At 70.7% G+C, this 22,063-nt stretch carries 17 protein-coding genes and 1 pseudogene; 14 read left to right on the top strand and 4 right to left on the bottom strand.

Annotated features, from left to right (window positions below):
- Positions 1–37: 37 nt before the first annotated feature.
- Positions 38–1,720: a serine/threonine-protein kinase gene (locus tag ACZ6MA_RS32650; RefSeq protein ID WP_469438392.1), complete on the bottom strand. Its 1,683-nt coding sequence runs from the start codon at positions 1,718–1,720 to the stop codon at positions 38–40.
- Positions 1,721–1,885: 165 nt separating this feature from the next.
- On the opposite strand from ACZ6MA_RS32650, the gene ACZ6MA_RS32645 reads away from it, so the two are divergent.
- The gene (locus ACZ6MA_RS32645) at positions 1,886–2,995 is read left to right on the top strand and encodes an alpha/beta hydrolase (protein ID WP_469438390.1); all 1,110 of its coding nucleotides are present in this window, start codon (positions 1,886–1,888) and stop codon (positions 2,993–2,995) included.
- Positions 2,996–3,086: 91 nt separating this feature from the next.
- On the opposite strand, the gene ACZ6MA_RS32640 is transcribed toward ACZ6MA_RS32645, so the two are convergent.
- Positions 3,087–3,977, bottom strand: a complete 891-nt coding sequence (locus tag ACZ6MA_RS32640) for a menaquinone biosynthetic enzyme MqnA/MqnD family protein (protein WP_469438461.1) — start codon at positions 3,975–3,977, stop codon at positions 3,087–3,089.
- 313 nt (positions 3,978–4,290) lie between these two features.
- Here ACZ6MA_RS32640 and ACZ6MA_RS32635 point away from each other — a divergent pair, with 313 nt between their 5' ends.
- Positions 4,291–4,494 (top strand): cold-shock protein, encoded by a 204-nt coding sequence (locus ACZ6MA_RS32635; RefSeq protein ID WP_003984261.1) that lies wholly within the window; start codon positions 4,291–4,293, stop codon positions 4,492–4,494.
- Between the two features lie 238 nt (positions 4,495–4,732).
- On the opposite strand, the gene ACZ6MA_RS32630 is transcribed toward ACZ6MA_RS32635, so the two are convergent.
- Complete coding sequence (locus ACZ6MA_RS32630) at positions 4,733–6,868, bottom strand: AMP-dependent synthetase/ligase (protein WP_469438388.1); 2,136 nt, start codon at positions 6,866–6,868, stop codon at positions 4,733–4,735.
- A 114-nt stretch (positions 6,869–6,982) separates the two neighbouring features.
- Between ACZ6MA_RS32630 and ACZ6MA_RS32625 the strand changes: the two genes are divergently transcribed.
- Positions 6,983–8,065, top strand: a complete 1,083-nt coding sequence (locus ACZ6MA_RS32625; RefSeq protein ID WP_469438386.1) for an AraC family transcriptional regulator — start codon at positions 6,983–6,985, stop codon at positions 8,063–8,065.
- 85 nt (positions 8,066–8,150) lie between these two features.
- Entirely contained in the window at positions 8,151–9,308 is a 1,158-nt protein-coding gene (locus tag ACZ6MA_RS32620; RefSeq protein ID WP_469438384.1) for a lipase family protein, read from the top strand.
- 111 nt (positions 9,309–9,419) lie between these two features.
- Here the strand turns inward: ACZ6MA_RS32620 and ACZ6MA_RS32615 are convergent, their stop codons facing one another.
- Positions 9,420–10,436 carry a hypothetical protein gene (locus ACZ6MA_RS32615; RefSeq protein ID WP_469438383.1) on the bottom strand — a complete coding sequence of 339 codons (1,017 nt, stop codon included), beginning with the start codon at positions 10,434–10,436 and terminating at the stop codon, positions 9,420–9,422.
- A 145-nt stretch (positions 10,437–10,581) separates the two neighbouring features.
- Between ACZ6MA_RS32615 and ACZ6MA_RS32610 the strand changes: the two genes are divergently transcribed.
- The 10 genes and pseudogenes from ACZ6MA_RS32610 to ACZ6MA_RS32565 form a co-directional block, all read left to right on the top strand.
- The gene (locus tag ACZ6MA_RS32610; protein WP_469438382.1) at positions 10,582–10,728 is read left to right on the top strand and encodes a hypothetical protein; all 147 of its coding nucleotides are present in this window, start codon (positions 10,582–10,584) and stop codon (positions 10,726–10,728) included.
- Between the two features lie 26 nt (positions 10,729–10,754).
- Positions 10,755–12,071 (top strand): MFS transporter, encoded by a 1,317-nt coding sequence (locus ACZ6MA_RS32605; RefSeq protein WP_469438380.1) that lies wholly within the window; start codon positions 10,755–10,757, stop codon positions 12,069–12,071.
- A 28-nt stretch (positions 12,072–12,099) separates the two neighbouring features.
- The gene (locus ACZ6MA_RS32600) at positions 12,100–13,425 is read left to right on the top strand and encodes an ATP-grasp domain-containing protein (RefSeq protein ID WP_469438378.1); all 1,326 of its coding nucleotides are present in this window, start codon (positions 12,100–12,102) and stop codon (positions 13,423–13,425) included.
- The gene (locus ACZ6MA_RS32595) at positions 13,422–14,219 is read left to right on the top strand and encodes a HalD/BesD family halogenase (RefSeq protein WP_469438377.1); all 798 of its coding nucleotides are present in this window, start codon (positions 13,422–13,424) and stop codon (positions 14,217–14,219) included. The genes ACZ6MA_RS32600 and ACZ6MA_RS32595 overlap by 4 nt, the downstream gene beginning before the upstream one ends.
- 90 nt (positions 14,220–14,309) lie before the next feature.
- Positions 14,310–15,557, top strand: a complete 1,248-nt coding sequence (locus ACZ6MA_RS32590; RefSeq protein WP_469438376.1) for a fatty acid desaturase — start codon at positions 14,310–14,312, stop codon at positions 15,555–15,557.
- A complete protein-coding gene (gene purD / locus ACZ6MA_RS32585; protein ID WP_469438374.1) occupies positions 15,554–16,909 on the top strand; it encodes a phosphoribosylamine--glycine ligase in 1,356 nt (451 codons plus the stop codon). The genes ACZ6MA_RS32590 and purD overlap by 4 nt, the downstream gene beginning before the upstream one ends.
- A gap of 71 nt (positions 16,910–16,980) precedes the next feature.
- Positions 16,981–18,279 carry a diaminobutyrate--2-oxoglutarate transaminase gene (gene ectB / locus ACZ6MA_RS32580; protein WP_469438372.1) on the top strand — a complete coding sequence of 433 codons (1,299 nt, stop codon included), beginning with the start codon at positions 16,981–16,983 and terminating at the stop codon, positions 18,277–18,279.
- Positions 18,276–19,922: a rhodanese-like domain-containing protein gene (locus ACZ6MA_RS32575; RefSeq protein WP_469438370.1), complete on the top strand. Its 1,647-nt coding sequence runs from the start codon at positions 18,276–18,278 to the stop codon at positions 19,920–19,922. The genes ectB and ACZ6MA_RS32575 overlap by 4 nt, the downstream gene beginning before the upstream one ends.
- Positions 19,923–19,924: 2 nt before the next feature.
- Positions 19,925–21,877, top strand: coding sequence for a 2-oxoacid:acceptor oxidoreductase subunit alpha (locus tag ACZ6MA_RS32570; protein WP_469438369.1), 1,953 nt, complete (start codon positions 19,925–19,927; stop codon positions 21,875–21,877).
- A pseudogene (locus ACZ6MA_RS32565) lies at positions 21,867–22,063 on the top strand (2-oxoacid:ferredoxin oxidoreductase subunit beta); the annotation flags it as partial. The gene ACZ6MA_RS32570 and the pseudogene ACZ6MA_RS32565, both read left to right, overlap by 11 nt.

Genomic DNA, 22,063 nt, shown 5'->3' with positions numbered 1-22,063 from the left:
GGCCTTGACAGGGCGGTCGGTCAGGGCGGGGCGGCGGTCAGCCGGCGCGCTTGGTCAGCGACGACGTGGGTTTGCCGCCCTTGGGGTCGTCGGAGGCGAACGCCAGCCCGCCGTTCTTCCCGAGGGTGTAGGTGACCGTGGACGTCGCGCCCGTGCAGAGCGGGTTGCGCTGCCCGTCGGTGACCTCCTCCAGGGTGAGTTTCCGGTCGGTGGCGGAGATCAGCTTCGCCTTGCTGCGGCACTCCATGACGTTCAGCACCGAGTACGTGGTGCGGACCACGTAGGTGCCCTTGGCGCCGTCCGTGATGGTGCTGGTCATCGTGCCGTTGGGGGTGCCGTCGGACTGCAGGACGTCGCCGGTCCAGGTGCCGCGGAAGGCGCGCGGCACATCGCCCGCCGCCGGAGAGCCGGGCGCCGACGTGGACGGCTTCCGCGCCGATTCGCTGTGGTCGCTCCCGCCGGATCCCGGCAGCAGGTCGAAGACGAACGCCGCCGTCGTCGCCGCGGCCAGCGCCCCGGCCACCGACAGCACGAGCGTGCAGCTCACCCGCCGTGACCGGCCCGGGCCCCGCTCGCGGCCGCTCGCGCCGACGGACAGGGCGATCTTCCCGGCCCTCTCGTTCCCGGCCGTCTTGCTCCCGGCCGTCTCGTCCCCGGCCGTCTCGTTTCCGCCCTCCGGCGGGGGCCCCGGCCGCGGCGGCAGCGGCGGGTACGACGGCTGCGTCGGCGCGGGTGTCTGCGGGCGGGCGTCCGTCACGCCCGCGCCGTACGACGGATCGGGCGGCCCGAAGCCACCGCCGTGCGCGGCGGGCTCCGCGGCGGGCTCCAGGTCCAGGAGTTCCACCGCCCGCAGGCTCACCTCCTCGACCAGCCGCGCGGGCAGCCACCCGGACCGGACGAGGGGCAGCGCGCCGTCGGCCGTCGCGAGCCGGCGGACGATGTCGCCGGGGGTGGGGCGGGCGGCGGGGTCCTTGGCCAGGCAGTCGGCGACCAGGGCCCGCAGGTCGTGGGTGAGGCCCGGGCCCAGCTCCGCGGGCTCGTGAACGACCTTGTAGAGGAGGGAGGCGGAGTTGTCGCCGGTGAACGGCGGCTCGCCCGTGGCCGCGTAGGCGAGGACCGCGCCGAGGGAGAAGACGTCGGCCGCCCCCGTCACCTCCCCGCCGAGGATCTGCTCGGGCGACATGTAGCCGGGCGAGCCGATGGAGACGCCCGTGGCGGTCAGGGAGGCGGTGCCGTCCGTCGCCCGGGCGATCCCGAAGTCGATCAGCCGGGGGCCGTCGAGGGCCAGCAGCACGTTGGAGGGTTTGACGTCGCGGTGCACCAGGCCCAGCGCGTGCACCGCCGTCAGGGCCTCCGCGAGGCCCGCGCCCAGTACCCGTACGGTCCGCTCGGGCAGCGGGCCCGCGTCGGCCACGGCCTGGGAGAGCGCGGGGCCCGCCACATAGCCGGTGGCCACCCACGGGACGGCGGCGTCCGGGTCGGCGTCCAGCACCGGGGCCGTCCACGCGCCGCCGACCCGCCGGGCGGCCTCCACCTCCCGCCGGAAGCGGGTGCGGAACTGCTCGTCGAGGGCGTAATGGGGGTGGACGACCTTCACCGCCACCGTGCGTCCGCCCGCGCTGCGGCCCAGGTACACCCGGCCCATGCCACCCGCCCCGAGCCGCCCCAGCAGCCGGTACACGCCGATGACCTGCGGATCCTCGGACAGAAGTGGTCGCATCCAGTCCCCCGCCTCCCCCTGGTGGGGTCCGGTGCGGCCCCCGAAATCAGCCTATGACTCATTTCACGACGCCCGGCAGGAACCCCGCAGCCTGGTTTGCCCATCTGCAAGGTCGGAACAAACCGTCATGTCCTTCGGGGCAGCAGGATCATCCGGAGCGACGCGATGCCGCACTCACACGAGGGGGCCTACCGGTCCCAGGGCCACCACCGGGCCTCTCGCGCCAAACGATGGGTCATCGTTGTGGCGTCGATAGCCGTGCTCGGGCTGATCGCCTGGCCCGTCATGACGTATTTCGAGATCCCCCCGTTCACCGACAAGGGCAAGCCCGTCAGCTTCGGCAACGACGAACCCGCCGCCGGTGACGCGGGCGGCCAGGCCGGTGGCCAGAACGGTGCGCAGCCCGCCGACTCCAAGGTCCTCATGCCGACCGGCCCCAAGGCGGACTTCCGGATAGCCAACTCCCTGGGTGACGGCACGAAGATCGGCGTCGTGACGCTGGACGGCAAGAAGTCCGGCTTCAAGGGCAAGGTGTGGGTCTGGGCCCCGCCGCAGTACAACGACCCGCAGTACAAGAAGAGCGGTTTCCCGGTCATGATCGCCCTGCCCGGCGGTCCCGGTTACCCGAACAACTACTGGATGGGCACGGACCTCAAGCTCCAGTCGTCCATCGCCAAGTGGTCGAAGGAAGGCAAGAGCCTGCCCTTCATCCTGGCCATGCCGGTCCTGAACCCGGACGAGAAGTACTACTACGACGGCAGTGACATCCCCGGCCAGGCGAAGATGGGCACCTGGCTGACCGAGGACGTCCCGGACCTGGTCAAGCAGAACTTCCGGACCCTGAAGTCGCGCGACGGCTGGGCGTTCATGGGCTCCTCCTCCGGTGGCTTCGCGGGCCTGAAGGCCGTCATGAAGTACCCGGACCGCTTCAAGGCCGTGATCGCCTCCGGCCCCGACATCGTGCCGGACTCCCCGCTGTGGGCCGGTCACGAGAAGGAGAAGCAGGAGAACAACCCGGAGAAGCTGGCCCAGGAGCTGATCAACCGGAAGGGCCCGGACGTCTACCTGGCCTTCCAGGTCGGCACCAAGGAGCCCCCGATCGTCATGCAGAACGTCAAGAAGTTCATGGCGACGTACGGCAAGGGCCCGGTCCACACGATGCTCCGGGAGATCCCGGGCGGCTCGCACAACGCGCACACCTACGTGCCGAGCATGGGCGAGGGCCTGATCCAGTACATCAGCAAGAACATGGAAGGCCCGACGCCGGCTTCCTGACCCGGGGCCCGGCGGCCCGGTGACCTGCTCCCGGGCCCGCCCGTCCGTCCCCGCTCAAGCACCACCTGGAGTCCTGATCCCCGCCCGGGGGTCAGGACTCCAGCAGTTTCACCCGCACGTCGGCCGGGAAGCCGGTCGTCGGGCCCGTGCGCCGGGCGAACTCGGCCACCCCGGCGAGCTGGTCGGGTCCGAAGCGGAAGTCCAGGGTCGTGAAGTAGCGCTCCAGCAGCTCCGCGTCGAAGGACTCCCAGCGCGCCGCCTGCTCGGCGACCTTCCCGACCTCCTCCAGTGACAGGTCCCGGGAGGCGAGGAACGCCTCGTGCACCTTGGCGACGATGCGCGGCTCGCGGGCCAGGTAGTCGCGGCGGGCGGCCCAGACGGCGAAGACGAACGGCAGCCCCGTCCAGTCCTTCCACATCTGGCCGAGGTCGTGGACGGTCAGGCCGAGCCGTGGGGCGTCGTGCAGCGAGGCCCGCAGCGCGGCGTCCCCGATCAGCACGGCGGCGTCCGCCTCCCGCATCATCAGACCGAGGTCGGGCGGGCAGGTGTAGTACTCCGGGTGCACCCCGTACCGGTCGGCGAGCAGCAGCTGGGCCAGGCGTACGGACGTCCGCGAGGTGGAGCCGAGGGCGACCTTGGCGCCGTCCAGCTCGTCCAGCGGCAGCTGGGAGACGATCACGCAGGACATGACCGGACCGTCGCAGCCGACGGCGATGTCGGGCAGCGCGACGAGGTCGTCGGCGTTCTTCAGGAACTCCACGAGGGTGACCGGTGCGATGTCCAGCTCCCCCCGGACGAGCTGCTCGCTGAGCTTCTCCGGGGTGTCCTTGGTCAGGTCCAGGTCGAGCAGCGTGCCGGTGCGGGCGAGGCCCCAGTAGAGCGGCAGACAGTTGAGGAACTGGATGTGTCCGACGCGGGGGCGGCTGCGCAGCGCTTCCGGCGGGCCGGCGGGGGCGCCGGGGCCGACGGGAGTGGCGGGAATCGCTGGGTCCGAGGCTGAAATGTCCACATCCGGAGGCTAGCCCCGGGCCGGCGGGAGGGCTGGGGCGGGGGTCGCGCCGCGCCGGGCCCGATCGTCGATCTTTTCCGCGCGGACGCCCCGGAAAACCTGCCTACAGCGTGATCTTTGACTCTTTCCCAGCGCGAACCCAGCGTGCTAGGCTCGCCGCAAGTTGCAGTTTGGTTTCCCTTGCAGTACAGAGCCTGCGGAGCATGTGACCCCGCAGGCTTTTGTAGTTTTCAGACTTCTCGCAGGTTCTGGAGCAGGGCAACCCTTTGGGCCCAAGGAGGGCTTTATGGCTACCGGAACCGTGAAGTGGTTCAACGCTGAAAAGGGCTTTGGCTTCATTGCCCAGGACGGCGGGGGCCCCGACGTCTTCGTCCACTACTCCGCGATCAACGCCTCTGGCTTCCGCTCCCTCGAGGAGAACCAGCAGGTCAACTTCGACGTCACGCAGGGCCCGAAGGGCCCGCAGGCGGAGAACGTCACCCCGGTCTGATCCTCGGATCCCTCCGGTGCGACGGCTCGACCGATCGCGGTCGACGTGCTGTACCCAAGGAGCCCTGCTCCCCCGCTTCGGCGGAGGGGCAGGGCTTCTGCCTTTTCCCGCGACTCCCGGCTCACCCGGAACTCACGACTCCGGTGAACCTTGATGAACTCCTGTCGCACAGCATCCGTGCTCCTTTAGCCGTTCACTTCGCCGTTCACCTCGCCGCGCACCGGATCATCCTTTTCCGCTATCGCTCGTACAACGCATCGATTTCCGCCGCGTAACGGTTCACGATCGCGGAGCGGCGCAGTTTCAGGGTGGGGGTCAGCGCCCCGCCGCCGATCGTGAAGTCCTCGTCCAAAATGGCGAACGCCCGGATCCGGGCGGGCCGGGCCACCTGCGCGTTCGCGGCGTCGACGGCCTCCTGGCAGCGGGCCCGTACGACCGGGTGCCCGGCGTACCCGCCGTCCGGGTCGAGCCCCTCTTCCCGGGCCCAGGCCGCGATCTCCGCCGCGTCGAGGGTGAGCAGCGCGACGGGGTAGGGGCGTCCGTCGCCGACCATCACCGCGCGCGAGACCCAGCGGGACTGCTGGATCGCGGCCTCCACGAGCGTCGGGGTGAGGTTCTTGCCGCCCGAGGTGATGATCAAGTCCTTCTTGCGGCCGGTGATGCGCAGGAAGCCGTCCGCGTCGAGGCTGCCGAGGTCGCCGGTGCGCAGCCAGCCGTCCGGGTCCAGCACCTCGGCGGTCGCGGCCGGGTCGGCGTGATAGCCCGGGAAGACCCCGGGCCCCCGGGCCAGCACCTCGCCGTCCTCCGCGATCCGCACCTCGCAGCCGGGCACCGGCCTGCCGACCGTCCCGTACCGGACGGCCCCCGGGTGGTTGAGGGTGATCACCCCGGCCGATTCGGTCATGCCGTAGCCCTCGAACACCCGGATGCCGCAGGCCCGCAGGAAGTCCATGGTCTGCGGGGCGATGGGGGCGCCGCCGGTGAGCGCCCAGCGCAGCCGTCCGCCGAACGCCGCCCGGACGAGGGAGAAGAGGCTCTCGTCGGCCGCTTGCCAGGCCGCGCGGAGCGGGCCGGTGGGCTCCGCGCCCCGGTCACGCAGCGCGGCGACCTCGACGCCGGTCCGCACGGCGGCCTCGAAGCGGTCCCGGCCGCCCGGGCCCGCCGCCTCGGCGAGCGCGGCGACACTCGCGTGCACCTTCTCGAAGAGCCGGGGCACGGAAGGCAGATGCGTGGGCCGGACCTCGGCCAGCTCGGTGACGACGTCCTCGATCCGGCCGCCGAAGTAGCAGAGCGTGCCGCCCTGGTCCAGGGTGGTGAGCTGGACGAGCTGGGCGAGGAGGTGGGCGAGGGGGAGGTAGAGGTACGTGGTGGCGCCGGGGCCGCCCTCGATGAACGCGCGGGTCGCGTCCCGCACGGCGGTGAAGTTGCCGTGCGTGAGCCGGCAGCCCTTGGGGAGGCCGGTGGTGCCGGAGGTGTAGACGATGGCGCAGAGATCGTCGCCGGTACGGTGTGCGCTCCGCGCGAGGAGTTCGGCCAAGGGCGCCCGGGGCAGCGCCCGCAGGAGCGCCGGGCCGCCGCCTGCCGCGACGCCCCCGTCACCGCCTGCCTCCGGCCCGGCTCCGGCCGCAGCCCCGGCCGCAGCCCCGGCCGCAGCCCCGGCCCGACCGCCGGAACCAAGCCCGGACGCGGGCCCGGACTCCGACTCCGCCATGGGCGCGGCCCCGGACGCGGGCCCCGACTCCGCCCCGGGCGCAGGTCCGGACGCGGACCCCGACACAGGCCCGGACTCGGGCTCGGGCCAGGACGCGGGCCCGGACGCAAGCCCGGGCCCGGGCCCGGGCCCGGACGCGGACTCCGCCCTGGGCGCAGCCCCGGACGTGGGCCCGGGCTCAGGCCAGGCCGCCCGCCCGGTGATCGTGCCTGCCCCAGCGTCCCCGGCGCCTCCGTCCATCACCACCACATGCCGCAGCCCCGGCAGCTTCGTCCGCAGGGCCTCGACGCGGGCCGCCTGGGGCGCGTCCTCGCAGATCGCCACCACCGCCGCCGAGTCCGCGAGCACCCAGGCGAGTTCGTCCTCGCCCGCCGTCGGGTAGACGGGGACGACGACCGCCCCGGCGGCCAGGATCGCGAAATGCGCGTACGTCCACTCCGGGCGGGTCTCGGAGCAGATCGCCACCCGGTCGTCCGGCCGCACTCCGAGGGCCACGAGGCCGCGCCCCACGGTCCGTACGGTCTCGCGCAGACGGTCGTAGCCGACCTCCGTCCAGCCGCCGTCCGGGGACCGGAAGCGCAGGGCGGGCAGCTCCCCGTAGCGCCGCGCGGCCTCCTCCGCGAACTCCGCGAGCGTGCCCGGGCCCTGCCGACCGTCGCGCATGACGCCTCCCTCGGTTCCGTGGACCCGACGCTACGAAGCGCGCCCCCGGGCCGGGGATGACCGGAAGCGTCAGCACCGCTGACCCCGGCGCTCATCGGGGCTACCGTGCAGGGCATGGGCAGGCGGACGATCACCGTGCACCACGTACGGGCCGCGCTCGGCGGCGCCCGGCGGCAGGGCATCGACACCGTGCCGCTGCTGCAGATCGCGCGGATACCGCCGCTGCTGCTCGCGGACGACCGGGCGCGGGTGACGCCGGAGCAGTTCACCTCGCTGGTGCGGGCGCTGCACCGGGCGACGCGGGACGAGTTCCTGGGGCTCGGGCCCACGCCCAGCCGGCACGGTACGTTCGCGATGATGTGCTGCGCGTGCGTCGGCTGCCGCGACCTGGGCGGGGCGCTGGAGCGGGGCGTCCGCTTCTACGGGCTCTTCCCCGGCGGCCCGGACCTGCACATCGAACACCGGGGCACCGAGGTGGTGTTCACCGTCCGCAACGATCTGCGCGGCTATGCCGAGGGCCGCTTCCTCGCCGAGTGCCTGGTCATCGTCTGGCACCGGCTGGCGAGCTGGCTGATCGGCCGCCGGATCGCCCTGCGCTGGGCGGAGTTCGCCTTTCCCGCCCCGCCGTACGCGGGCGAGTACGGGCCGCTTTTCGGCTGTCCCGTGCGGTTCGGCGCGCGGCGCACGGGGGCCGGGTTCGACGCGCACTGGCTGGCCGCTCCCGTCGTCCGGGACGAGACGGGCCTCGCGGAGCTGCTGCGGCGGGCGCCCGCCGATCTGCTCAGCCGCCGCGAGTACGGGACGACGGTCGCCGAGCAGGTGCGGCGGGCGTTCGTCGTCGCGCTGCGCGAGGGGCGCCGGCCGGCCCGGCTGCCGGAGGTGGCCCATCTCGCGGCGCGGCTCGCGATGAGCCCCGCCACCCTCCGGCGGCGGCTCCAGGAGGAGGGCACCTCCTACCGGCTGCTGCGCGACGGGGTGCTGCGGGACGCCGCGATCAGCGGGCTCGCCACGGGCCGGGAGCCGATCGCCGAACTCGCGGCCCGGCTCGGGTTCTCCGAGGACACCGCCTTCCACCGGGCGTTCCGGCGCTGGACGGGGACCACACCGGGCGCGTACCGGCTGCTGGGCGCGGACGGCGGTGAGCGGACCGGGCCCGCGCACCGGGATCACGAGGGTCACCGGAGTCAGCAAAGCTGAGCGTCCCGGTCAGCGCTCACATTACCCGCCGGTCACTACGGTCGCCCCAACTGATTCAGCAACACTGGACAGTTGGGAGAGCCGCATGCACCTGCGCACCACAGCCCTCACCGCCCTCGCCGCGCTGACGGCCGCGTTCGGCCTGGCGGTCCCCGCCTCCGCCGGACAGCCGGCCGGCGGCGGGGCCCCCGGCGACGTCGTCAGCTCCGCGCCCACGTCCTTCCATCCCCTGCCCGGCCAGCCCACGAACACCCGGGCCTGGCACATCACCTACCGGTCCACCACCGCCAAGGGCGCCCCGAACGTCGTCTCGGGCACCGTGATCGTGCCCCGGGACGGCCGGAAGGGGCCGCGTCCGCTCGTCACGTACGCCGTAGGGACCGTCGGTCTGGGCGACGCGTGCGCCCCCTCGGCCGGCTTCCCGTACGGGACCACCCTGGAGGCCAATCTCATCCAGCAGCTGACCCTGCGCGGCTGGGCGGTCGCCGTCACCGACTACGAGGGCCTGGGCACGCCCGGCGAGCACACGTACGCGGTCGGGCGCGCCGAGGGCCACGCCGTGCTGGACGCCGCGCGGGCCGCGCAGCGGCTGCCGGAGGCGGGGCTCGGCAAGGACTCCCCCGTCGGGATCATGGGGTACTCGCAGGGCGGTCAGGCCTCGAGCTGGGCCGCCGAACTGCACGACACGTACGCGCCCGAGCTGGACGTCAGAGGCACCGCCACCGGCGGGGTGCCGGCCGACCTGCTCAAGACCGCCGACTTCAACAACGGCGGCATCGGTGCCGGCCTCGTCCTGATGGCGGCCGCCGGTCAGAACGCGGCCTTCCCGGAACTGGACCTCGACCGCTATCTGAACGCCCGGGGCCGCGGCTACGTCGACTTCATGAAACAGCACTGTGTGGCGATCGGCGCGGTGGCGGGCCTCTTCCGGAAGATCTCCGACGTCACGGTCAAGAACCCGCTGTACGAGGCCGACTGGCAGCGCGCGCTGCGCTCCTCCGATCTGGGCACCCACGCCCCGGACCGGCCCGTGTACCTCTACCACGGCGTCGTCGACGAGCTGATCCCGTACGCGGTCGGCGAGAAACTGCGCGCGGACTGGTGCGCCAAGGGCGCGAATGTGCGCTGGAAGTCGCTGCCGCTCGGCGAACACGTCCTGGGGGTGATCACCGAGTCGATACCGGCGGCCGACTGGCTCGCGGACCGCTTCGCCAACCGGTCGACCGACGGTAACTGCCGCTGAATCCACCGCGATTCCGAATGCCCCGTACCGCCTGGTCGGTACGGGGCATTCGGATGCCCGCGCGAGAAACGGCCGCTCGCCGGTGCGGGCGGACGGCGTAATTCCGGGAATTCAGTCCTCGCCGAGCCATCCGGCGCGGCGGGCGTAACTGCCCGCCTGAAATCTGCTTTCGGCGCCCAACTCCGCCATGATGTCGGCGATATGACGTCGGCAGGCGCGGACGGACATCCCCAGCCGACGCGCGACGACCTCGTCCTTCGCGCCGGTGTCGAGGAGTTCGACTATGGCGCGCCGCACCTCGTGTTTCGCCTCGCCGTAGCCCATTCCGTCGGGGGAGGCGGCGAACGGCAGCGCCGTGGTCCACACGCTCTCCCACGAGCGGTGGAGAAAGCCGACCAGGGACGCCTCACGCACGATCATGGCTCCGCCGCCGCCCTCGTCCGTGGCCGAGCGGGAGATCACCGCGCACTTGCGGTCGTAGATGAGGACCCGGTCCGGCACATGGCTCGTGGTCCTGACCTGCGCGCCCTCGGCCACCGTGCCGCTGAGATGGGCCTGCATGTACTGGTGCGCCAGCACCGAATGCGGATAGACGGTGCGGGAGACCACACCACGGGCGAGCATCTCGCGATGGCGCACGAAGCCCTCCTCCAGCGTCTCCTGCGGCGGAAGCACGGGGTGCGCGGCCACGAACTCGCTCTCGCACAGGTCCGACAGCTTGGTCAGCTCGGACCGGATCGCGGGGACCGAGGTGAGCACCTGGACCGATTCCATGGGCTTGCGCCGGCGCACCGCCGCCCGGTACACCGCCTCGAACTCCGACATGTCCTCGTTGATCTGCGCGATCCGGGCCCGTCGCCGCTGGATCTCCTCCTGCAGATGCCCCACCAGGTGCGCCTCGGCGGTCTCGGGGCTGCACGGTGCCAGGGTCCCGTCCGCGCGCCGCACGAGGAGGTGTTCCCCGACCAGTTCGGCCGCCGCCCGGTCGACATCGGCGGGCGCCAGATCCAGTCGGCGAACCGCTTCCGCCGGATCTAATTGCCCTTGTTCCAGAGCCAGTTGGTACAACGCCATACGCACATGCCGGCGAACGGCCGACGGGGTCGCGACTTCATGGGCATGGTCCATGGGCGGCATCTTATTGCGGGTACATCTACGTGCAGGCAACTTGCTGCCACCTTGTCCGGTCTGGACCACGACCGCCGGTGAATACATGCTCTTCCAGGGACGCGGAATTGACTCCGCGTATCAACGGAGGGGAAACCGTAAAACCATGAAGATCCGGCTCATCGCTCTCGCGCTCACCGTTCTCGCACTCGGCGCGACGACCGCCGTCGCGACAACTCCGCACGCGGACCGGAACATTGCCCAGCCGAACGACCCGATTTGGCACGCACCGTCGGCCGCGACGCACGCCTGAATGACTTCCGGACGAACTGGACCGTCATGAGAGTCTATCTCCACCGGAATTTCCTGCTGAGCTTTCTCGCCTCGTTCATCTCGCTCTTCGGCACCAAGCTGCTGATGATTTCGTACGTGGCGTACGTGTTCAAGGAGAGCGGCAGCGCCACCCTTGCCGCCATCGTTTTCGCCGCCGACTGGGTGGCGAACCTCTTCATCGGACTGCTGGGCGCCCAGTACATCGACCGGAAGAACGCGAAGCAGCTCCTCATCTGGCTGAACGTGGCGGCCGCGGCCATCACGCTGCTGTTCCTCGGCTTCACCGATCCGGATCTCTTCGCCTACGCCGTTCTGATCATCTTCGCCCGCGCCCTGCTCAAGAGCGCGGTGAGCAATGCCCGGGTCAAGGCGCTCGTGCAGTTCTTCACCAAGGAGGAGACCGACACCTTCTCCCCGGTGTTCAACGCGAGCTTCCCGCTGGCCATGGCGCTCGCCGGGGCCGTCGGTGCCTTCATTCTCGAGTTCGTCGAATTCTCCGTCGTCGTCTGGGTCGATGCCGTGGCGTTCGTCGTCGCCGCCGGGCTCATGACGCTCGTCCGGCCGAACGAGGCCCGGCTTGCGGAATCGATGAAGATGGCGGAGGGCGAGTCAAAGGGCAGTCTGCAAGGGGTACGCAGCGCCTTCGGGATCATTAAGCGGAGCGAGCCCATCGCGTCGGCCGTCTTCTACATCATCCTGTCGGTCACGGCCTTCCAGGCCACCTACGAGTCGCTGATCACGGTCGTTCCGAAGGTCTGGTTCGGCTACGGGGAGTCCGGCACGGCGCTGTTCTTCACCTTCGAGTCGATCAGCGTCATCGCGGGCACCTTCGTCTATCAGTACCTGAACCGGCGCAAGGTCATCACGGATTCCAACAGCCGCACGGTGAATCTCGTCATCGCGGTGGCCATGACCGTGCTGTATCTCGCGATGCCGGTATTCGGCGACAACATCTACCTCTGCGTCGCCGCCTTCTCCCTGATGGTCCTCGGCGGCGAGGTGATCTGGGTGCATCAGTTCAAGGAAATGATCGCCCACACCCCCGACGCCAAGGTTTCCTCGGTGGTCGGACTGCAAACGGCGATCGGTTACAGCCTCATGGCGGTCTTCGCGTTCGTCTTCGCCCGGGGCATGGACAGCCTGGGCGTCGACCGGACCGTTTATCTCAACATCGCCCTCACCGTGGCCCTCATCGCCGGCTGGGAATTCCTGCGGCGCGGCCGCGGCACGGTTCCGGCCGCCCCGCCCGTCCCCGCGCGCACACCGGATCTGGCAGCGGACTTGGCACCGGACTTGGCAGCGGAAAGAGCCGGGTCCGTATGACGTCACTACTCACTCGGGAGCACACCACATGGTGACCCAGCAGAAGGAGCGGGCATTCGTCCTGCTCGAATTGATGAATCACATGGTTCTCGTCGCCCAGGAGGCGAAGCGCCGCGGGTTCCGCGTCGTGGCCCTCAACCACGACCCGCTGAACCCCGCCGGGGCCTTCGCGGTCCCGGACGGCGTGGTGGACGAGCTGATCCCCGTCGACTCCTGGGTCGACGCCGAGCGGGTGCGCGCCGACGTCCACGCCCTGCACGAGCGGTACGAGGTGGTCGGCACCTACGCCGCCTTCGAGCCGACCCTGACGTACGAGGCCGAGCTGCGGGAGCTGGCGGGCCTGCCCAACAACGGGCCGCGCAACGTCACCGAGGTGATCGACAAGGCCCATGTGCGCCGCAAGCTCTTCGCCGAGGGCCTGAGCGAGCTGCGGTCGGTGACCCTCACCGAGGCCCTGGAATGGGAGGCCTGGCAGTTCGCCCGCCCGGCCGTGCTCAAGCCCGCCCACGGCACCGGCAGCGCGCTGTGCTTCATCGTCTCCTCGCTCGCGGAACTGCGGGCGGCGGCCGCGCAGACCGAGGCCGCGGCCGTGGTCAGCGCGCTGACCAAGGAGTACATCCTCGCCCACGGCGACTTCATCCTGGAGGAGCTGGCCGAAGGCGAGCTGGTCTCGGTGGAGTCCGTCGTCGACCGCGGCACCGTGCACACCGTCGGCATCACCGGCCGCTACATCTCCGCCCTCGACCCGGTCGTCGAGCAGGGTTTCGTCTTCCCCTACGAGCACCCCCGCACCCGGGAGATCGCGGCCAAGGCGGCGGCGATCCACCACAGCCTCGGCGTCGTCCACGGGCCGACCCACCTGGAGTTCATGGTCTCCGCCGACGGCCGGATCGAGCTGATCGACTTCAACGCCCGGGCCATCGGCCTCGCCGTGGTCGTCTGCATCGGCAACGCCTACGGCATCGACTACGCGGCGCCGCTCACCGACATCGCGTGCGGCATCGAGCCGGACCTGTCGTTCCTGGGCGGCACGCCGAAGGCCTCCGTCGACATGCTGCTGCTCCCCCCGGCCGGCGCGACCGAGCTGACCGGGCTCGTCTTCCCCGAGGGCACCGAGTGCCGCCGCATCACCAAGCCGTTCGGGCAGCCGCTCTCCGGCCGCACCGACCAGCTCGACGTCGTCGGCATGTTCGTGGTCACCGCGGACACCGCCGAGGAGGCGCACCACAAGGCCCTGGCGGCCCGCCGGAACACCCTGATCAACGGCGCCCCGCTCGGCGACGACCCCAACAACCGTCTGGTCCACCCCACGTACGTCCCCACCACCGCACTCGCCGAGAGGACCTCCGCATGACCGTCACCCACGCCGGCCCGGCCGACGCCCTGACCGCCGACCTCGACGGCGCCTACGCGCGGCACTTCGCCGACGTCTACGCCGGTGACGCGCTCACCGCGCTGCGCCGGAGCTTCCGCGAGGAGAACATCGTCCCGCTGCGCGGCTTCTGCCCGCCCGGACTGCTCCCGGCCCTCCGTACCGAGGCGACCTCGATCATGGACGAGCACGGTGTCGACCGGAAGTTCTCCTTCGAGATCACCGACAACACGCCCCGCCAGATGACCACCGTCGGCCAGCCCGTCATCAAGGAGCACGGGCCGCTGATCCACGGCACGTACTTCTCGGCCGCTGTGAAGAGCCTGCTGTCGTCCGTGGTCGGCGAGGAGCTGTACACCTGCCCCTACGCCGGTGAGCACTATGTGATCAGCCGGCTGGGGAAGTCCGGTGACACCCACGGCTGGCACTGGGACGACTACAGCTACGGCTTCATCCTCGTCCTGGAGGCCCCCGACTACCGCGAGGGCGGCTTCGTCCAGGCCGTGCCGCACACCTCGTGGGACAAGCAGAACCCCGACGTCCACGGCGCCCTGCTCAAGAGCCAGGTCCGCTCGTACGCCCTCCAGCCGGGCGACGCGTACGTCATCAAGACGAACACCACGATGCACCGCGTCTTCCCGATCCGCGGCGAGAACCGCCGGACGATCGTGAACATGACGCTGGCCAGCGCCTCCGACCTGGCCAAGAACATCACCCACGAGACCAACGACGCCCTCTTCGGCGGGGTCGGCCCCGGCGCGGGTTCCACCCGCTGACCTGCCGCCGACGTCATGGAGCACCCACCAGAGAGCACCCGCGAGAGCACAAGAGAGCACCCGCACGACCACTTCAGGGGGAAAGCAAGCGTGCACGACATCGACCAGCCGGACGGCACGACGGGTGAGCCCGCCGGCGTCCAGCCCCGGGAGACGATGCGGGGACTGCCCCGCTTCGTCCAGCCCTACCTCACCTGGGTGACCGGGGTCCCGCTCAAGGGCGACAAGCAGCTCATACCGTGGAGCCCGGCCAAGGCCGGTCTGCTCGGCCTCGTCCAGATGGCCCTCGGCATCACCCTCGGCGCCTACGCGCTCCACCCGTTCACCGGCTGGTCCGTACCGCTGCTGATCCTCGGCTGGCTGCTGACCAGCGGCGGAATGCGCCGGCTGGACGTGGTGGTCGTCCACCAGACGCTGCACCGCATGTTCACCGGGTCCGCCCGCGCGGACCGGATCATCGGTGAGCTGATCACCACCTTCTTCTGGCGCAGCCCCTACGACGACAACCGCAAGGAGCACCTGCTCCACCACGCCTACCCGTGTTCGCTCAAGGACGGCGACACCCACTACCTGCTGTCGACGGGCATGCGCCCGGGGATGACCCGCAAGGAGTTCCGCACCTACCTGTGGACCGCCCTGCTGTCCCCGAAGCACCACGGGCGGTTCTTCCTCGGCCGGGTGAAGTCCAACTTCGTCGGCGTCGAGCCCCGGTACCGGCTGGCGATGTCGCTCGGCTACCTGGCCGGCACGGCGGCCTTCGTCGGGCTCACCGGCTGGTGGGTGGAGTGGCTGGTGCTGTGGCTGGTGCCGGTCTCGGTGGTCTTCCAGGGCTGCACCTACCTCTACACGATGACCGAGCACCGCTGGTGGCTCTTCGGCAACGCCGAGAAGCTCTCCCGCGACCGCCGCGACCTCCTCACCTTCGGCCGGTTCTGCGGCGAGCCGCTGCCCGGCCCCGAGGTCACCGGTGCCCGGCGCGCGGCGGCCCTGACCCGCTGGACCTACCGGATGCTCGTCGTGCACTCCGCGTACCGGATGTTCGTCCTGGTCGGCGACACCGTTCAGCACGATCTGCACCATGTGATGCCGTCCTGCGACTGGGCCAACTCGCCCTGGATCCGCAGCGACGACTCCGCGAAGCGCGCCGACCGCTACAACGAGGTCTGGGGCTCGCTCGTGGACCATCTGCACGCCGCCGGACAGGTCGAGGGCAACCTCACCGGCCTCCCCCCGGCCACCGAGCCCACCCCGTGGCCGGAATCCGTTCCCGTCACCACCGGCATCGTCGGCCTCACCGCCGACGCCGGGACCACCACTTCGACGAGGAGCCGGCTGTGACCCGGATTTTGGTGATCGACGGGACCGGCCGCGGTCACGCGATCTGTGATCTGTTCGTCCGGACCGACCCGTCCGTGACCGTGTACTACGGCCCGGGAAGCCCCGCCGTGCACACCGACCGCATCGTGCCGGTGCCCCGGATCCGCGTCGACGACCCCACCAGCGCCCTGCGCTTCCTCGCCGAGAACCCGGTGGAATTCGTCTTCGTCTCGCACATCGACGCCCTCTCGGCCGGTTATGTGGACGTCCTGTCCGCCCACGGCCACCAGGTGATCGGCCCCTCGTCGGCGGCGGCCGAACTGGAAGCGAGCAAGGAGCGCGGCAAGCGCTTCTGCCGGCAGCACGGGCTGCCCACCGCCGAGTACGCGGTCTTCGACGACCCGGGCGCCGCCAGGGCGTACGTACGCGTGCTGCCCTACGCCTGCGTGGTCAAGACCGACGGGCTCACCCCCGACGGCGACGGCGCCGTGGTCTGCGACACCGCGGCCGAGGCGGTCGCGGCGATCGACGCCTTCGCCGCCGGCCAGGGCGATTCGTTCCAGGTCGTCATCGAGGAGCGGCTGTACGGGCAGGAGATCTCCGTCTTCGCCCTGCTCGACGGCGCCGGCTGTCTGATGTTCCCCACCGCCATCGACTTCAAGCGGACCCTCGAGGGCGACGCGGGCAAGAACTGCGACGGCATGGGTTCGGTGGCGCCGCACCCCGAGGCGTCCCCCGCGCTGCTCGAACGCGTCCGCCGCACCCTGCTGGACCCCTTCCTCGCGGGCCTCCACGCCGAACAGCTCGCGTACACCGGTTTCGTCTACATCGGCGCCATGCTCACCGGCACCGGCCTGAAGGTCATCGAGATCAACACCCGCTTCGGGGACTCCGAGGCGGAGGCCGTACTGCCCGGTGTGCACAGCGACTTCACCCGGCTGTGCCGCGCCGTCCTCCAGCAGGACCTGCGCCGGCAGTCCCTCGTCACCGACGGCCTCGTGCGCTGCTCGGTGGCCCTCACCCAGGGCAGCGTCGACCTGCTCGACCCACTGGCCGCCCCCGGCTGGCCCTTCGGCCGGTACGAGACCGGGCAGCCGATCAGCGGTCTGGACGCCCCGGCCGAGGACCGCACCCGCACCTTCAGCGCCAACGTCGCCGTCGACGGCGAGGGCCGCCCGGTGACCGCCGGCGGCCGGGTACTGCACGTGGTCGGCGCCGGCGCCACCCTCGCCGAGGCCCGGCGCGCGGCGTACGAGCGCATCGGCCGGATCTCCTTCCCCGGAATGCGCTACCGCACCGACATCGGGGCCGCGCTGGAGAACCCCGCCGCCGCCCGGCCCGTCGCCCCCGCGCTCGCCGCGGACCCGGTCTGACCGTGGCCGCCTCCGGCCCGCCCGGCCCACCCACCACCACCCCTCACCCAGGACACCGGAAGGTGACGCACATGAGCTCTGTCGCCGACATCGAATCGCTCTTCCAGACCTCCGAGTCTGCCGTCCGTTCCTACTCGCGGTCCTTCCCCGGCATCTTCACCACCGCCAAGGGCGACACCCTCCACACCCGCGACGGCGGCCGCTACGTCGACTTCCTCTCCGGCGCGGGATCCCTCAACTACGGGCACAACCCCGAGCCGCTGAAACAGGCGCTGATCGACTACCTCCAGCAGGACGGGCTCATGCACGGCCTGGACCTCGCCACCGCCGCGAAGGCCGACTTCCTCGACGCGCTGCGCACCCACGTCCTGGCCCCCCGCGGCCTGACGTACAAGGTGCAGTTCACCAGCCCGTCCGGCACCAACGCCGTCGAGGCCGCCCTCAAGCTCGCCCGGCTGACCACCGGCCGCACCAACGTGGTCGCCTTCAGCGGCGGCTTCCACGGCGTGAGCACCGGCTCGCTCGCCGCCACCGCCAACGAATACTTCCGCCAGGGCCTGCACCACACCCTGCCGCAGGTCACCCACATCCCCTACCCGGACAGTCCGCTGGGCGACTTCGACAGCATCGGCCTGCTGCGCCGGATGCTGGACGACACCAGCTCGGGCATGGAGAAGCCCGCCGCCGTGCTGCTGGAGACCGTGCAGGGCGAGGGCGGCATCCACGTCGCGCCCGTGCCCTTCCTGCGGGAGCTGCGGGAGCTGTGCGACCGGCACGGCATCCTGCTGATCGTCGACGACATCCAGGCCGGCTGCGGGCGGACCGGGAGCTTCTTCTCCTTCGAGCGGGCGGGCATCGTCCCCGACCTGGTCACCCTGTCGAAGTCCATCGGCGGCTACGGACTGCCGATGGCGATCCTCCTGATCAAGCCGGAACTCGACATCTGGAAGCCGGGCCAGCACAACGGCACCTTCCGCGGCAACCAGTTCGCGTTCGTCGCCGCGGCCGCCGCGATCCGGCACTACTGGGCGGACGACACCTTCGCCCAGCAGGTCCGCAGGAAGGGCGAGCTGGTCACCGAGCTGCTCCGGCGCCGGGTCGCCGAACCGCTCGGCGCCCGCGTCCGCGGGCTCGGTCTGATGCAGGGCATCGACCTGGGCGGCGTCCCCGGGCTGGACGCGGGCAAGGTCTCGAAACTCTGCTTCGAGAAGGGCCTGATCATCGAGACCTGCGGCCGTCAGGACGAGGTCCTCAAGGTCCTCCCGCCGCTCACCATCAGCCAGGTCAACCTGACCGCCGGGCTGAACATCATCGTCACCGCACTGGACGAACTGTCCGCCGGATCCCGGATCGAGGCCCTCGCGTCATGAAGACCGCCGTCGTCATCTCCACCCGCGGCTTCGGGGTGTTCCGCCCGGACCTGCTGGTCGACCCGGACTCCGTCCGCCTCGTCGGGATCTTCGCCGACCGCGACGCCGGGAACCTGACCCCCGAGCAGCACGGCTGGTTCGACGCGGTGCACGTGGTGCCCTGCGGGCTCACCGACCCCACCCCCATGCTGTACTCCCTCGTCGACTTGGAGGCCGCCCGCGACGTCGTGGCGAAGCTGCTGGTGGAGACGGCCCCCGAGGAGCTGTCGGTGCACTGCTACGACGAGCAGAACATGCTCGTCGCCGCGGAGATCCGCACCCACTTCGGCCTCAAGGGCCCCCACCTCGCGGACATCCTGCCGTTCCGCGACAAGTGCCTGATGAAGGAGCGGCTCGTCGAGGCCGGCATCCGCGTCCCGCGCTTCGGACGCTTCTCCCCCGAGCGGCTCGCCGCCGACGCGGCCGGGTACTTCCGGGAACTCGCCGACGAGGTCGGCCTGCCGGTCATCCTCAAGCCGACCGACGCGGCGGCCGCCGAGGGCGTCTACAAGATCACCGACTGGGAGGGCTTCGCCGCCCTGCCCGAGGACTTCGGCCGCGCCTACGAGTACGAGGAGTTCATCGAAGGGACGATGTACAGCGTCAACATCGTCACCAAGGACGGCGAGACGGTCTTCGGCGGCGTCACCGAGTACCTCGTCAACTCCTTCGAGGTCCCGGGCGGCAAGGTCAACGCCGACATCAACCTCATCGACACCGACCCCCGCGTCCCGCGCATGGTGGCCTTCGCCGAGCGGGCCCTCGACGCCCTCGGCCGCCCCGACGGCGGCTCCCATCTGGAGCTCTTCCACACGGCGGCGGACGAGCTGGTCTTCCTGGAGGTCGGCGCCCGGTTCAAGGGCATGGCGGGGCTCGCCGCCATGCAGCGCAACTACGGCATCGCCTTCGTCAACCTCGCCTTCGAGATCGAGTCCGGCGCCCGGAGCCACCCCTACGACGGGGAGCGGATCTACTGCTTCGACGGCGTCGTCCCCACCACCCACGGCGTCATCGAGGAACTGGTCGAGCCGGAGCTCGAGAGCGACGTCGAGATGACGTGGAAGGTGGCCGTCGGCGACACGGTGGTCAAGAGCGACTCGCTGCTCGCCAACGGCGGCACCTTCCTGGTGTCCAACACGGACTACGAAGCCGCCTACCGCGACTTCCGGCGCCTCGCCGACTACCGCCCGGTCCGCTACCGCCGCCCCGGCCGCGTCCTGGGCGCCCCCTCGGCCGAACCGGCGGCGGCCCTGCACTACTTCCAGCAGACCAAGCTGAGCTGCGAGACCGACCCCTACGACGTCCACCACGACCTCCAGGAGGGCGCGTCCGGGTTCGTCGTCCTCGACACCCGCCGCACCAGCGCCTACGCGGCCGAACACATCCCCGGCGCCCGCAACCTCCCGCACCAGGACATCACCGCGCAGAGCACCGCCGGCCTCGACCCGGAACTGCTCTACATCACCTACGGCTGGGGGCCTGCCTGCAACGGCGGCACCCGCGGGGCCGCCAAGCTGGCCGCGCTGGGCTTCCGGGTCAAGGAGATGATCGGCGGCTTCGAGTACTGGAAGCGCGGCGGCTACCCCACGCGGCAGGGCGGCTGACCATGACACTTCTTCGCGCCCCCGGCATCGGCACGGGTACGGACACCGGCACCGGCACCGGTACGGACATCGGCACCGGCACCTCGGTCCTCGACCGCAAAGAGGTGCGCCGGCTGAACCGGGTGATCATCCGTTTCGCGGGTGACTCCGGTGACGGCATGCAGCTCACCGGAGACCGGTTCACCTCCGAGACCGCGTCATTCGGCAACGACCTGTCGACCCTGCCGAACTTCCCCGCCGAGATCCGAGCCCCCGCAGGCACCCTGCCCGGCGTCTCCTCCTTCCAGCTGCATTTCGCGGATCACGACATCCTCACGCCCGGTGACGCGCCGGACGTGCTGGTGGCGATGAACCCGGCGGCACTGAAGGCGAATCTGGCGGACGTGCCACGCGGCGCGGAGATCATCGTCAACACGGACGAGTTCACCAAGCGCCCCATGGCGAAGGTGGGATACGACAGCAATCCGCTGGAGGACGGTTCGCTGGACGCCTACCGCGTCCATCCCGTGCCGCTCACGACGCTGACGATCGAGGCGCTGAAAGACTTCGGGCTCTCCCGGAAGGAGGCCGAGCGGAGCAAGAACATGTTCGCCCTCGGCCTGCTCTCCTGGATGTACCACCGCCCCACGGAGAACACCGAGAAATTCCTCCGCACCAAGTTCGCGAAGAACCCCCGGATCGCGGAAGCCAACGTCGCCGCCTTCCGGGCGGGGTGGAACTTCGGCGAGACCACCGAGGACTTCGCCGTCTCCTACGAGGTCGCCCCCGCGACCTCCGCCTTCCCCGCCGGCACCTACCGCAACATCTCCGGCAACCTCGCCCTGTCCTACGGCCTCATCGCCGCAGCCCACCAGGCCGACCTGCCCCTCTACCTCGGCTCCTACCCCATCACCCCCGCCTCCGACATCCTCCACGAGCTGTCGAAGCACAAGAACTTCGGCGTACGCACCTTCCAGGCCGAAGACGAGATCGCCGGCATCGGCGCCGCCCTCGGAGCCGCCTTCGGCGGCTCCCTCGCCGTCACCACCACCTCCGGCCCCGGCGTCGCCCTCAAATCCGAAACCATCGGACTCGCCGTCAGCCTCGAACTCCCCCTGCTCATCGTCAATATCCAGCGGGGCGGCCCGTCGACGGGCCTGCCCACCAAGACCGAGCAGTCGGATCTCCTCCAGGCGATGTACGGGCGCAACGGCGAAGCCCCCGTGCCCGTCATCGCACCCTCGACCGCGGCCGACTGTTTCGAGGCCGCGCTCGAAGCCGCGCGGATGGCCCTGGACTACCGGACGCCGGTGTTCCTGCTGTCGGACGGCTACCTCGCCAACGGCTCCGAACCCTGGCGCGTCCCCGAAGTGATGGAACTCCCGGATCTGCGCGTGCAGTTCGCCTCCGGCCCCAATCACGAGCTGGCGGACGGGACCGAGGTCTTCTGGCCTTACAAGCGTGATCCGGAGACGCTGGCCCGGCCGTGGGCGGTGCCCGGCACCCCCGGACTCGAACACCGCATCGGCGGCATCGAGAAACAGGACGGCACCGGCAACATCTCCTACGACCCCGCCAACCACGACTTCATGGTCCGCACCCGCCAGGCCAAGATCGACGGCATCACCGTCCCCGACCTGTTCGTCAGCGATCCCTCGGGTGTCGCCAGCACCCTGGTGCTGGGGTGGGGCTCGACGTACGGGCCCATCAGCGAGGCCGTCCGCCGTCTGCGCGACCGCGGCGAGAAGATCGCCCAGGCCCATCTACGGCACCTCAACCCGTTCCCCGGGAATCTCGGGGACGTCCTGCGCTCGTACGACCGTGTCGTGGTGCCCGAGATGAACCTGGGCCAGCTCGCGACCCTGCTGCGAGCGAAATACCTGGTCGACGTCCGCTCCCATACCCAGGTGAGCGGAATGCCGTTCAAGGCCGAGCAGCTCGCCGACGCGCTGAAGGAGGCCATCGATGGCCGTTGAACCCCTCACCCTGGTCCCCCGGTCCGAAACGCCTCTGGCCGCCAGGGACTTCAAGTCGGATCAGGAAGTGCGCTGGTGCCCCGGCTGCGGCGACTACGCCATCCTCGCCGCCGTACAGGGCTTCATGCCCGAACTCGGCCTCGCCAAGGAAAACATCGTCTTCGTCTCCGGCATCGGCTGCTCCTC

The sequence above is a fragment of the Streptomyces sp. NPDC042259 genome (assembly GCF_055582085.1).
This window is presented reverse-complemented; position numbering and strand designations above follow the sequence as displayed.

Bases quoted from the DNA above. Each gene is read 5' to 3' on its own strand.
- ACZ6MA_RS32645 (WP_469438390.1), top strand. From the start codon at position 1,886: ATGCCGCACTCACACGAGGGGGCCTACCGGTCCCAGGGCCACCACCGG.
- ACZ6MA_RS32610 (WP_469438382.1), top strand. From the start codon at position 10,582: ATGAAGATCCGGCTCATCGCTCTCGCGCTCACCGTTCTCGCACTCGGC.
- ACZ6MA_RS32570 (WP_469438369.1), top strand. From the start codon at position 19,925: ATGACACTTCTTCGCGCCCCCGGCATCGGCACGGGTACGGACACCGGC.
- ACZ6MA_RS32605 (WP_469438380.1), top strand. From the start codon at position 10,755: ATGAGAGTCTATCTCCACCGGAATTTCCTGCTGAGCTTTCTCGCCTCG.
- ectB (WP_469438372.1), top strand. From the start codon at position 16,981: ATGAGCTCTGTCGCCGACATCGAATCGCTCTTCCAGACCTCCGAGTCT.
- ACZ6MA_RS32595 (WP_469438377.1), top strand. From the start codon at position 13,422: ATGACCGTCACCCACGCCGGCCCGGCCGACGCCCTGACCGCCGACCTC.
- ACZ6MA_RS32600 (WP_469438378.1), top strand. From the start codon at position 12,100: ATGGTGACCCAGCAGAAGGAGCGGGCATTCGTCCTGCTCGAATTGATG.
- ACZ6MA_RS32615 (WP_469438383.1), bottom strand. From the start codon at position 10,436: ATGGACCATGCCCATGAAGTCGCGACCCCGTCGGCCGTTCGCCGGCAT.
- ACZ6MA_RS32650 (WP_469438392.1), bottom strand. From the start codon at position 1,720: ATGCGACCACTTCTGTCCGAGGATCCGCAGGTCATCGGCGTGTACCGG.
- ACZ6MA_RS32630 (WP_469438388.1), bottom strand. From the start codon at position 6,868: ATGCGCGACGGTCGGCAGGGCCCGGGCACGCTCGCGGAGTTCGCGGAG.
- ACZ6MA_RS32635 (WP_003984261.1), top strand. From the start codon at position 4,291: ATGGCTACCGGAACCGTGAAGTGGTTCAACGCTGAAAAGGGCTTTGGC.
- ACZ6MA_RS32620 (WP_469438384.1), top strand. From the start codon at position 8,151: ATGCACCTGCGCACCACAGCCCTCACCGCCCTCGCCGCGCTGACGGCC.
- ACZ6MA_RS32625 (WP_469438386.1), top strand. From the start codon at position 6,983: ATGGGCAGGCGGACGATCACCGTGCACCACGTACGGGCCGCGCTCGGC.
- ACZ6MA_RS32575 (WP_469438370.1), top strand. From the start codon at position 18,276: ATGAAGACCGCCGTCGTCATCTCCACCCGCGGCTTCGGGGTGTTCCGC.